At 46.6% G+C, this 11,897-nt stretch carries 10 protein-coding genes and 1 tRNA gene; 4 read left to right on the forward strand and 7 right to left on the reverse strand.

The annotated features are described in order from the left end of the window. Window positions 1-37 precede the first annotated feature (37 nt). The gene (locus tag B5Z18_RS06670; protein WP_143313512.1) at window positions 38-1,591 is read left to right on the forward strand and encodes an OmpP1/FadL family transporter; all 1,554 of its coding nucleotides are present in this window, start codon (window positions 38-40) and stop codon (window positions 1,589-1,591) included. 72 nt (window positions 1,592-1,663) lie between these two features. Here the strand turns inward: B5Z18_RS06670 and B5Z18_RS06675 are convergent, their stop codons facing one another. From B5Z18_RS06675 to B5Z18_RS06700, 6 genes are all read right to left on the reverse strand, one after another. Further along, entirely contained in the window at window positions 1,664-4,027 is a 2,364-nt protein-coding gene (locus tag B5Z18_RS06675) for an ABC transporter permease (RefSeq protein ID WP_079468596.1), read from the reverse strand. A 203-nt stretch (window positions 4,028-4,230) separates the two neighbouring features. Further along, the gene (gene miaA / locus B5Z18_RS06680) at window positions 4,231-5,133 is read right to left on the reverse strand and encodes a tRNA (adenosine(37)-N6)-dimethylallyltransferase MiaA (RefSeq protein ID WP_079468597.1); all 903 of its coding nucleotides are present in this window, start codon (window positions 5,131-5,133) and stop codon (window positions 4,231-4,233) included. A 127-nt stretch (window positions 5,134-5,260) separates the two neighbouring features. Then, window positions 5,261-5,839 carry an IS1096 element passenger TnpR family protein gene (locus tag B5Z18_RS06685; protein WP_079468598.1) on the reverse strand — a complete coding sequence of 193 codons (579 nt, stop codon included), beginning with the start codon at window positions 5,837-5,839 and terminating at the stop codon, window positions 5,261-5,263. A gap of 101 nt (window positions 5,840-5,940) precedes the next feature. Beyond that, window positions 5,941-7,377: a CCA tRNA nucleotidyltransferase gene (locus B5Z18_RS06690; RefSeq protein ID WP_079468599.1), complete on the reverse strand. Its 1,437-nt coding sequence runs from the start codon at window positions 7,375-7,377 to the stop codon at window positions 5,941-5,943. A gap of 70 nt (window positions 7,378-7,447) precedes the next feature. Beyond that, a complete protein-coding gene (locus B5Z18_RS06695) occupies window positions 7,448-8,014 on the reverse strand; it encodes an L-threonylcarbamoyladenylate synthase (protein ID WP_079468600.1) in 567 nt (188 codons plus the stop codon). Window position 8,015: 1 nt separating this feature from the next. Further along, window positions 8,016-9,158: a glycosyltransferase family 4 protein gene (locus B5Z18_RS06700; protein WP_079468601.1), complete on the reverse strand. Its 1,143-nt coding sequence runs from the start codon at window positions 9,156-9,158 to the stop codon at window positions 8,016-8,018. A gap of 138 nt (window positions 9,159-9,296) precedes the next feature. Between B5Z18_RS06700 and B5Z18_RS06705 the strand changes: the two genes are divergently transcribed. Next, on the forward strand, window positions 9,297-10,109 hold the full coding sequence (locus B5Z18_RS06705; protein ID WP_079468602.1) for a 2,3,4,5-tetrahydropyridine-2,6-dicarboxylate N-succinyltransferase: 813 nt from the start codon (window positions 9,297-9,299) through the stop codon (window positions 10,107-10,109). A gap of 124 nt (window positions 10,110-10,233) precedes the next feature. Next, window positions 10,234-10,317: transfer RNA gene (locus B5Z18_RS06710), tRNA-Leu, on the forward strand. 67 nt (window positions 10,318-10,384) lie between these two features. On the opposite strand, the gene B5Z18_RS06715 is transcribed toward B5Z18_RS06710, so the two are convergent. Further along, window positions 10,385-10,786: a winged helix-turn-helix transcriptional regulator gene (locus tag B5Z18_RS06715; protein ID WP_079468603.1), complete on the reverse strand. Its 402-nt coding sequence runs from the start codon at window positions 10,784-10,786 to the stop codon at window positions 10,385-10,387. Window positions 10,787-10,838: 52 nt separating this feature from the next. Between B5Z18_RS06715 and B5Z18_RS06720 the strand changes: the two genes are divergently transcribed. After that, complete coding sequence (locus B5Z18_RS06720) at window positions 10,839-11,786, forward strand: MBL fold metallo-hydrolase (RefSeq protein WP_079468604.1); 948 nt, start codon at window positions 10,839-10,841, stop codon at window positions 11,784-11,786. Window positions 11,787-11,897: the final 111 nt, after the last annotated feature.

An 11,897-nucleotide genomic window follows, 5' to 3' on the forward strand; every position in this document is an offset into this window, starting at 1 on the left:
TAACCTGCTAGCAAATCTCATTTTAAGAATACCGACTATGATTAAAAGACTTTATCCTCTTTTAGGTGGCTTGTTTATTTCTGTAACAGCACTAGGCCAGAGTTCCAACGACGCATTACTTTATTCTCCCCTGCAGCCTCATGGTACAGCCAGAACCCAGGCACTGGGCGGTGCAGGTGTGGGCCTGGGAGGAGACTATTCATCCGCTCACATTAACCCGGCAGGTATTGCCATCTTTAAGACCGGCGAATTTCACATTTCAGGTGGTGTAGGCATCTCTCAAAATACCTCTAATTACCTCGGTAACGGCCAGCTTGATAATAAAGGAAGCCGCAGCAATTTCCAGTTGCCGTCCATCGGGCTGATCATGGCTACCAATAAGAACAGCGGCAGCAGCACCTGGAACAACATTACCTTTTCACTGGGTTTGGAGCGCCTGGCCAATTATAACAACGAAATTGCCATTGCAGGCCACAATACCAAATCATCTTATTCAGACCGTTTTGTAGATGATATATTCGATGGCAGCACCTCTACACAGGCGCTGGGCACTGATCTTGGATTCAGCACCGGTTTACTGGCTGATTACCAGCCCACCAGTGGTAACAAAGAACCCATGACACTGGCCTCTCCTTCCAGGCAGATCGGAGGACTTACCGAAGGCATTCAGCAAAGAGGTACCCTGAAAACAGAAGGTGGTTTAAATGAATATACTTTTGCTATTGGCGGTAACTACGGCGATCGCCTGTATATCGGCGCCAGCCTGAACCTCCCCAGTATTAATTATAAAGAATCCCTGGCATGGTCGGAAGATGATGCCAGCAGCAACAAAGGCAACAACTTTGGCTACTTCGATTATTACAAGGATCTGAAACGTACCGGTTTAGGTGTTGGTGGTAAAATTGGTATCCTGTATAAGGTTACCGACCACTTCAGACTGGGTGGTACCTTTGCTACCCCTACCTGGTATTCTCTTCACGACAGCTACAGTTCTGAACTTCACTCTGATATTGAAGACGGTGGTGGCGAAAAAATCTCCAGCTCCTTTGATCAAACAGAAGGCTACCCGGTGGAATATGATTACAACTACACTGCGCCTTTACGCGCCGCAGCCGGTGCATCCTATTTCTTCGGTAACCTGCAGGAGCCACAAAGTACACAAGGCTTTATTACTGCCGACTATGAATTTGTGAACACCCCTTCTGGTAAATTCAGAATGAGTGATGACAGAGCCGGAGAAAAAAATCTGAACGATAACATCAGCGCTGTATATAAATCTACTTCCAATATTCGTGTAGGCGCTGAGGTTAAATTTATGGCGATATATGCGGTGAGGGCAGGTTTTGCTTCTTATGGCAATCCATACAGCGATGATAAATACAATGCAGGCGTAAACGCTTCCCGCAAAGTTTACAGCGGTGGTATTGGCTTCCGTAATAAAGGTCTTTATGCTGATGCTACCTATAGCTATACCCAGGGCAAAGACAGGTACCAGCCTTACACCGTGTATGATGCACAGCTGAGTCCTGCCGCTGCTACACTGGATTATACCAGGAGCAATATTATGCTGACAGTAGGATTCAAATTCTAAGCAACATCATTTTATTATAAATAGAAACGCCGGGATGTGATTACATCCCGGCGTTTCTATTTATCAGATACTTCACTCCGCTTTTAAATTCTTCACCGGGTTTTCCAATGCTGCCCGGATGGCCTGAAAACTCACTGTAAGTAAGGTAATGCCAACCATACTGATTCCCACCAGCAGGGACACACCTGCTCCTACCTCGATGTGGTATGCAAAACTATGCAACCACCGGTCCATACAATACCATGCCAGCGGTAACCCAATCAGCACAGCAATCAATACCGACCGCAGGAACTCGCCGGAAAGCATCATCATTACATGTGCGGCGGTAGCGCCCAATACTTTGCGGATACTGATTTCCTTGCGCCGGCTTTCGGCGGTAAAGGCAGCCAGGCCAAACAAACCAAGACAGGATATCACGATAGCGAGTGCGGTAAAATATTTTGATAAGGCGGCCACTCTTTTCTCTGCCGTGTATTGCGCCTGGTAATCTTCGTCGAGGAATTTATAATCGAACGTAAACCCGGGATTATAATTCTGATAGAAGGCTGCCAGTGCATCCAGCACTGCTTTTGTTTGTCCGCCTTTTACCTTTACCATCACGGTGCTGTTCAGGGAATCCAGCCGGAAAAACAACGGGCTGATGGTCTCGTGCATAGATTGAAAATGAAAGTTCTTCACTACGCCTGCTATCTCCGTTTTCATTCCATTAAATTCGATCACTTTGCCTACAGGGTTATCGATGCCCATTGCCCTGATGGCCGCTTCATTAAAAATAATCCTGGAATCATCTGCGCCATAGTCGCGGGAGAAAGAGCGGCCGGCGGCCATCTCGATACCTAATGTTTCTATCATATCATAATTTACCGGAAACGGACGGCACATAATTGTTTCCACGGTGCCCCTGCCCTTCCAGGTACATCCTATGGAAGGCGCGCCCAGTACATTTCCTACCATGGCGGAAGCATTTACCACGCCGGGTATCCTTTTCAATGCTGCCAGGAATTCAGGAATATGTTCCGGTACTTTTCCTTCTACGTCGAAGTATACAACGTTGTCTTTATCGTAACCCGGATTTGTACGCTGTACATAAGCTATTTGCCGGTACGCCGTTATCACCGCTACCATAAACAGCACTGAAAGTGTGAACTGGAATACCACAAGACCTTTGCGGGCCAGCAATTGCCCTGGTGATCCGGGTACTTTCCCTTTCAGTACCGGCAGCGGATTGAAACCGGAGAGATACAACGCCGGGTAGCCGCCGGCCAGGATGCCCGTCAGCAGGGCCACAGCAACGATGATACCTATCATCTTGCCATTCAGGGAAAAAGACAATGCCTTGCCGGTGATATGATTAAATTCCGGCAGCAGCAAGGCTACCAGCAGTAACGCGATGCCAAGCGCAAGAATAGTCATCAGCATAGATTCGCCGAGGTATTGCAGTACCAGTGCCAGGCGGTTGGCGCCAATGGTTTTGCGGATCCCCATCTCCTTCATTCTGCCGGAAGCCTGCGCGGTAGAGAGGTTTACAAAGTTAATGCAGGCAATTACCAGGATGAAAAGTGCGATGAGGGAGAATAGTTTTACATAGCTGATCCTGCCACCGGCGGCAACGCCGTTTTCATAATTGCCATGCAGGTAATGATCGCTGTAGCGCTGCAGGAACAGGTTGCGGGGTGTGGTGCTGCCTTTGGTGAGGCTGGTCATGAAGCTGCCCAGCTTTGCATTAAACGCGGGGATATCAGCGCCCTCCTTCATTACGAGAAAGGTATTGAACGGTCCTTGCGGGTCTAATGCGGAGATGTTCATGATTTCCCGGAATGCATCGAAAGGCAGCAGGCAATCGAATTGGGAGGAAGCATTGGAAGGGAGTTTGGCCAGCACGCCGGAAACGGTGCTGATCTTTTTGAACCGGTCTACCTGCCAGGTGATTGTTTTTCCAATGGCGTTGGTGGTGCCAAATAATGTATACGCGAGCTGTTCAGATATAACGATGTTGTTTTTATCCTGTAATACCTGCCGGCTGTTTCCCTGCAGCAAGGGATAGGAAAACACCTGGAGGTAATCCTGGCCGGCAAATATGCCAGCCGATTTAGTGCTTTTGTTACCGGTGGTCAGCGCTATTTTAGGAAACCACGAAGCGGGTGTGCTCACAGTGGCATTTTCCACTTCCGGCATATCTGCTTTCAATGTAGCCGCCAGCAATGCGGGTGTTCCATCAGAAGTGGTGATGCCTTTTTCGTGTGGCTGATTTTCCATTACCTGGAAGAGGCGGCGGTCGTTTTTGTGGAAGTGGTCGATGCTCAGTTCGTCGTACACCCACAAACAGATCAGCAACGTACAGGCGAGACCGGTAGACAGCCCAATGAGATTGAGGATAGTAAAACGCTTGTTTTTCAGCAGATGACGCCAGGCTGTTTTCAGGTAATTTTTAAACATAAGCAACATGTTTTTGTGAGGTGTGCGCACACGGAGCAGCTAAGAAAATGCCATGTTATCAGGCTTTTAAATACAAGAGATTTATATATTTTATATTTATGACAAATGTCCGGTTTCAGCACAGTGGTTGTCCGTAATTATTTTTCCGGGAGATGTATACCGCGGTGTTACCGCTGATGGTAAAATCCTGCGCGGGGCAGTTCTCATTTTAGTTGTTGCTGTACATAGGTCATGATATCTGCGGCATCGCGTGAATCAAACCAGGTGAATGCGGGATCTTTTCTGAACCAGGTGAGTTGCCGTTTTGCGTATTGGCGGGTATGTGTTTTAATATCGTCGATCGCCTGATCGAGGGAGATGTACCCGTCGAGGAAGCTGAATATTTCCTGGTATCCCACGGTGCGGAGGGCGTTGTGTTCGCGGTAAGGCAGTACCGAGCGGACTTCTTCCACCAGGCCGGCGTGCACCATTGCATCTACGCGGTAATGGATGTTATGATGCAATTGTTCTTTTGGCAGGGTGATGCCCACTTTAATCACCCGGAAATCGCGGGGGGAGCGGGTAGCGCTGCGGAAGGTGGTGATGGATTGGCCGGTGGCGTCGAGTACTTCCAGGGCGCGGATGAGGCGTTGGGGATTTTGTGTTTCCGCGGTAGCGTAAAAGCCGGGATCGCGTTGCTGCAGTTGTTGTTGCAGCCAGGCGAGGCCGTGTTGCGCATACTGTTCATTGAGGCGGGTGCGGATGCCCGGGGCAATAACGGGCATATCGTCGATGCCTTCCGCAAAGGCCCTGATATAAAGGCCGGTGCCGCCGCACATTACTGCGACGTCGTTTTTTTCGAAGATTTCGCGGACGTATCCGAGGGCCAGTTTCTCGTAAACGCCGGCATTTACATCTTCGCGGATGCTGTGGGAATTAATGAAGTAGTGGGGAACCGCCGACAATTCTTCCGGGGAGGGCTTTGCTGTACCGATACTGATTTCGCGGTAGCATTGCCTGGAATCTGCAGAGATCACGGCTGTTTTAAACAGTTGCGCCATTTGAACGGACAAAGCTGTTTTGCCTGAAGCGGTGGGACCTGCGATAATGATGACGGTTTTTTGCATAAGTATTGCGCTAAATATTTAGGGATCTGTTTATTTTTTCCGGGAGACGGGCCATTTCAGCTAAGTGGATGAAACGGGTGATCTCTGCAAAAAATAAACAGATCCCTAAAACGACTGACAGTTCTATTTAAAAGTTATTTTCTTCTTCTCCGCCAAATTCTTCTGCACCATCGCCGCCCAGAGCGTCGCTTTCTTCACCTTCTTCGCCGAAGCCATCGGCATCCATACCTTCTTTATTGAGGTCATATTTTTCTTCCATTTCCACGAGTTTATCACCTACCAGGCCTTTGGTGCCATATTGGCTGGGGGCAAGACCTTCTTTGCGCACGCAGGCAGGGTAAACCACTTTGCTGTTTTCGTCTTTGGAAACGCCGATGAGTTCTACGAGGAACGACCAGTTTTTGGCGAAATCGTAGAGATAGATAAATTTCTGATTAGGATCTTTCACTGCGGCAGCGATCATCGTATCCGCCATCAGCAGGGGTTCTGCCTTGCGGGGTTGATTGTCTGCTTCCAGGATGATTTCCCGGCCACGTTGCCAGTTATCATTGCTGCGGAAAAAGGTGGCTTTGTGTTTTGAATCAAATTCGAATGCCTGCAAAATTGCTTGGTGAAATAATAAAAACGTCTGATTCGGCTTAATGGCAATGTCTCTGTAGACACTTTCATCTTCTTCCCAGTAAACTCTGAATTTCAAAACCGGCATGACAAAAAAGGTTATAAGTTATTTAATGATTAAACACTCCGCAATGAGCGGTTGATCCTGAATGCTAGTGTACTTTATTATGGTATGTAAAATTACCAATTTTATTTCACCGGGCTTAGATTCAATGCGCCGGCTTTTTCCAATAAAAATGCGTATGCCGCCTCGTAAGTATTAGGAATTTCGCCGTCCAGGATGGCTTCCCTGATGGCACTTTTCAGATCACCTACGATCCTGCCTGGTTTCAGCCCAAATGTTTCCATGATCATTTCCCCGGTTATGGGAGGTTGCCAGTTGCGGATCCGGTCGCTCTCTTCCACTTCTTTCAAGCGTCTGCGCACCAGTTCAAAATTTTCGAGGTAGCGTTTAACCTTGGTTTTATTTTTTGAGGTAATATCCGCTTCGCACAGCATCATCAGTCCTTCTATGTCGTCTCCGGCATCGAAGAGTAATCTCCGGATAGCCGAGTCTGTTATGTTTTCTTTGGTGAGGCTGATGGGACGCAGGTGTAGTTCTACCAATTTCTTTACCAATCTCATTTTCTCGCTCAATGGCAGTTTCATTTTGCCAAAGATGCGGGGAACCATTTTGCCGCCCACCGCGTCGTGGCCGTGAAAAGTCCAGCCATGACCGGGTTCAAATTTTTTGGTAGCGGGCTTCCCGATATCGTGTAACAGTGCTGCCCATCGTAGCCAAAGATCTTTTGTATTTTCCGATATATTGTCTACTACCTGCAAGGTATGATAAAAATTATCTTTGTGCCCTTTTCCCTCGTACATCTCCACTCCCACCATATCGATCATTTGGGGGAAAATAATTTTGAGCAGGCCGGATTTATATAAGAGGTCCAGTCCTACAGAGGGTTTTACTGAGAGCATTATTTTATTGAACTCATCGGAGATCCTTTCCTGGGAAATGATCCTGATCCGTTCTGCATTTTCCTGTATTGCCGTGAAGGTGCCTTCCTCGATGGTAAACTGCAGCTGGGAAGCAAACCTGATGCCACGCATCATGCGCAGGGGGTCATCGCTGAAGGTTTGAGCGGGCGCCAGGGGAGTCCGGATAATTTTCTTATCGAGATCGGCGAGGCCGTCGAACGGATCAAGCAGGGAGCCATAGTCGATGTCCCTGAGGCTGATAGCCATTGCGTTGATGGTAAAATCGCGGCGGTTCTGGTCGTCCTGCAGGGTGCCTGCAGACACTTCGGGGTTGCGGGATTCTTCGCGGTAGCTTTCTTTGCGGGCGCCAACGAATTCAATTTCCAGGTCATTCAGTTTAACCTGGGCGGTACCATAGGTTTTGAAGAAGTTAACGGGAATGTTGTTGCCTAAGCTTTCTGCGACTTTGTGTGCGAGTGCGATGCCATCGCCTACGCAAACAATGTCCATATCTTTTGTTTTCCTTCCCAACAGTTTATCCCGCACAAAGCCCCCGATCAGATAGGCCGGAACGCCCAGTTCATGGGCGGCCAATGCTATCTTTTCCAGCACTTTTCTTTCCTGCAGGGAGCAGGGTATGTCCAACGGCTTGCTGCTGATCATATTTAAATATTCCTGTTAATTTTTATTCCTTTCTCTGAAACCAGGGCGCAAATGTAATAAATAAACGATTTTAATCCCGGATTATCACGATTGAACCGTCTTTGTTTATCCTGATAATCCTGGATGCGGCGCTGGTGGTTTCATCGTTTTGCCGGTACTTAACCACATAATCCACGCCATTCCGGATGTTGGCAGACACTTCGCGGAAGCTGGCCGGCGAGGGTTCCCCGCTGATATTGGCGGAAGTGGAAACCAGTGGTTTACGCAATCTTTTGATCAGGTGGCGGCAAAAAGGATCTTTCACGATGCGGATGGCGATGCTGCCATCTTCGCTGATAACGTTGGGGGCCAGGCCGAGTGCGCCTTCATAAATAACGGTAGTGGGGCGTGTGAAGCCGGCGATGATGTCTGCCATATCGGGCCGTGGATTTGCCACATAATGCAGCAGGTCTTTCGCATCGGCCAGTAATATTACCAGGCTTTTGCTTTCGCTCCGTTTTTTGAGGGCATAAATTTTCTGTACGGCCGTTTCATCGGTGGCATCGCAGCCGATGCCCCAGATAGTGTCTGTAGGATAAAGGATAAGTCCGCCGGTACGCAGCACCGGCATGGCCGCACTGATATCATCTTCAAACATTTTATATTTTCTTATTTAGTTGTTTATATACTTTCATCATGGCGGCAGCGCACTTTTCGGGGGTAAAACGTTGTGCATGCTGCCATCCTTTTTCCTGCATCTGCTTTACCAGGGAAGGATTTTCAATTACCTGCCTCATGGCATCTGCTATGGAGCCGGGCTCCCGGGGATCTACGTACAGGGCTGCATCTCCCGCAGTTTCTGCAAAACAGGATCCGTGGGAAGTGATCACCGGTGTACGGCTCCAAAGGGCCTCCAGTATGGGAATACCAAATCCTTCAAAGAAAGACGGGTAAAGGAGCGCCACCGCGCCCTGGTACAGGAGGGGCAACTCACTGTTTTTAAGCCGCACCTGTTCGTTAAGGAAAATCACCTGTTGTGTGAGTCCGTTTGCTGCCAGGTACGCTTTTACTTTCTTTTTATAACCGCTGCCATTGCCCAATACCACCAATGGTAAATCCAGTGTACCTTTTAGTGTATTCATGGCCGTTACGATGCCTAACAGGTTTTTCCGTTCGATCAGCGACCCTACATACAGAAAATATTGCGACGGCAAACGGTACCTGGCGCCCATTGCAGCAATATCATCATCGGGATAAGTAACGGCAAAAGAAGGATCACAGCTTTGGTATACCACATCAATTTTATCGGCCGGCGTATGATAGTAGGTGATCAGGTCCTGTTTTGTCTGCTCGCTGATGGCCACTACCCTGTCGGCCTGATGGCAGGCGTAGCGGGCCTTACGGCGATATGTGATTACATCGATAGGATTGTACTGCTCCGGGTATCTTTCAAAAATAAGATCATGCATGGTAACTACCGACCTGATACCGCTTTTATGGATACCAAACGGCAGTTCATGACTGAGGCCATGATAAATACCAACCTGGTAACGTAACAGGTCCTTTACCACAAAACGGCTGCGCCAGGCCGATTTAAACCAGCGGTACAGCGGCTTTTCCGGCACCACTACTTTAAGCTCCGGCAGGGCACTAACATCGTACATACCGGTTTGCTTTGGGGCAAACAGGTAATATTCATCTTCCGGGAAATCCTTTACCAGAGATGATATCAGGGTACGACTATAATTCCCAAGACCAGTGTCGTTCTGGAATGCGCGTTTGGCGTCGAATCCTATTTTCATAAAGTTCTTTCTTCCACAAAAGGCAAAATTACGGATTACAGATGGCGAATTACGTATATCTGATAAGATTTCCGGAAATACCTCTTTGTAATTCGTAATTTTATTTTCTACGTATTATGTTTGCAAAAAATAAAAAAAATGGATTTACAACAACAAATACTGGCTGCCTGGGCTGATCGCAGTCTCTTACAGGAGACACAGTACACAGATGCAGTTAAAGCGGTGATAGAAGCGGTAGACAAAGGACATCTGAGAGTTGCGGCGCCAACAGAAAACGGCTGGCAGGTGAATGAGTGGGTGAAGCAGGCTATTTTACTGTACTTCTCCATTCAGCCAATGGAAACAATGGAAGTGCCTCCGTTTGAGTTTTATGATAAAATGAGATTGAAGTCGAACTATAAAGACCTGGGCGTAAGAGTAGTTCCGCATGCAGTGGCCCGTTATGGCGCATTCATTGCTAAGGGCTGTATCCTGATGCCTTCTTACGTTAACATCGGCGCTTATGTAGATGAAGGCACAATGGTGGATACCTGGGCTACAGTAGGCTCCTGCGCACAAATCGGTAAAAACGTGCACCTGAGCGGTGGCGTTGGCATCGGCGGTGTACTGGAACCCTTACAGGCCAGCCCGGTAATCATTGAAGATGGTTGCTTTATCGGCTCCCGTTGTATTGTGGTAGAAGGTGTTGTTGTAGAAAAAGAAGCCGTACTGGGTGCAAACGTAGTACTGACCCAATCTACCAAGATCATTGATGTAAGCGGCAGCGAGCCAATAGAATACAAAGGCCGTGTACCAGCCCGCAGCGTGGTAATTCCGGGTACTTATACCAAGAAATTCCCTGCCGGCGAATACCAGGTATCATGCGCACTGATTATTGGTCAGCGCAAAGCCTCTACAGACCTGAAGACCAGCCTGAACGACACCCTGCGTGAGTTCAATGTAGCAGTATAAATTTTTCTTTGTAACAGCGCCGGTTGTGTATGCAACCGGCGCTGTTTTTTTATGCCTGGAAAAAAAATTTGGTTAGTTTAAAAAAGTGTTTACTTTTGCAATCCCTTTTACGGGGATATGCGATGCCCAGATGGCGAAATTGGTAGACGCACTGTGTTCAGGTCGCAGCGTTCGCAAGGATGTGCTGGTTCGAATCCAGTTCTGGGCACGAAAGAGGCTTGTAAGTTTAAACTTACAAGCCTTTTTTAATTCCGGTATTTAAACCACCAGGGTAATTAAGCATTCCTGTTCTTATTTGAAATTAATCCCTTTTCTCTCATATCCTTTCGACCCCATATGGTCATTGCATCAATTATAGGTAATAATGTTTTTCCGTATTCTGAAATTTTATATTCTACTCTTGGTGGGATCTCGGGATAAATGATGCGCTCAATTACGCCATCAGCTTCCAATTCACGTAACTGGTTTGTAAGGGTTTGTCTGCTGATCTCTGCTATATTCTTCTGTAATAAGCTATATCTGTTTTTATCATTGCGGATAAGGAACAGAATTACAGGCTTCCATTTTCCACCAATAATATTCACGCAATGCGTTACAGCACAATTATTTGGATTGAAATCCTTCGTTTTTCTAATCTTTTCTTTTGCTATTAGTCTAAAATTATTGCCTATAACCATATATATGGACTATACCATAAAAATAGGAAGCCCCGAATAAATTTGCAGTCTAATGAATAAAAAAATGTTTAACAAAGAAATCAAGCAGATGGGGGCATTTCAATTTTCTGTTCCTTCAGGACATATGAATTTTCAACTGGGCCATCTAAATATCATCATCGTAACAGATGGGATCGGATATTATGATAAGAATTGCTTTGCTCCTGGTATCGCAAGAGGAGAGGTAAACCAGCTTTTAGATGATCATTATATTGAATCTGAGTACTTTGAACTTGCTCATAATATTCTTGTGATACAAACAGGAGATAGAACAGTATTGGTTGATGCTGGCAATGGAGACGGGAGTGAAAAAAGTGTAGGACGATTGCCCGAAAATCTGTTACACGCCGGAATTTCTCTACAATCGGTTACAGATATTGTGTTAACACATGCTCATCCTGATCACATTAATGGATTAATCAATAAAGAAAACACATTGGTTTTTCCCCATGCAGACGTACATCTGTCCAAAACGGAATATAATTTCTGGATGTCTGCGACTCCCGATTTCTCCAAAAGTAAAAATACAATCGAGTCTTGCCTGTTTGTGCAGCAACAAGCAAAGGATTGCTTTACTATTTTAGGTAATCAACTCAAATTATTTAATGAAGCAGAACCGCTATTTGATTTTCTAACTCCTGTTTTAGCGCCAGGTCATACGCCTGGACACTGTATGTTTGCCGTTTCCGCTAACGACGAAATGTTTATTCATATGGCTGATATTGTTCATGATGAAATTATTTTGTTTTCCAATCCGCATTGGGGTACCATATTCGACATTGATTTTGAACTGGCGGCAACGACACGAAAAGATATACTGGATCAATTTGCCCGTTCGAGGCAGCGCGTTTTTTCATACCACCTTCCCTGGCCAGGATTTGGTTATGTTCAAAAAGTGGATAGCACATATAAATGGGTACAGGAAAGATATTTGACACCACAATTCCGAAAGTCCATTTAATTTTTGATTGCTACTGTCAGATTTCTGCTGCATGATTTTAAATTTGATTCAATAATGTTATCAGCAAAGCATTCCGGGATGGTTTGATGTCAGGTTTGGCCCACAGGACAG

The organism is Chitinophaga ginsengisegetis, assembly GCF_900168065.1.
GTDB lineage: Bacteria > Bacteroidota > Bacteroidia > Chitinophagales > Chitinophagaceae > Chitinophaga > Chitinophaga ginsengisegetis.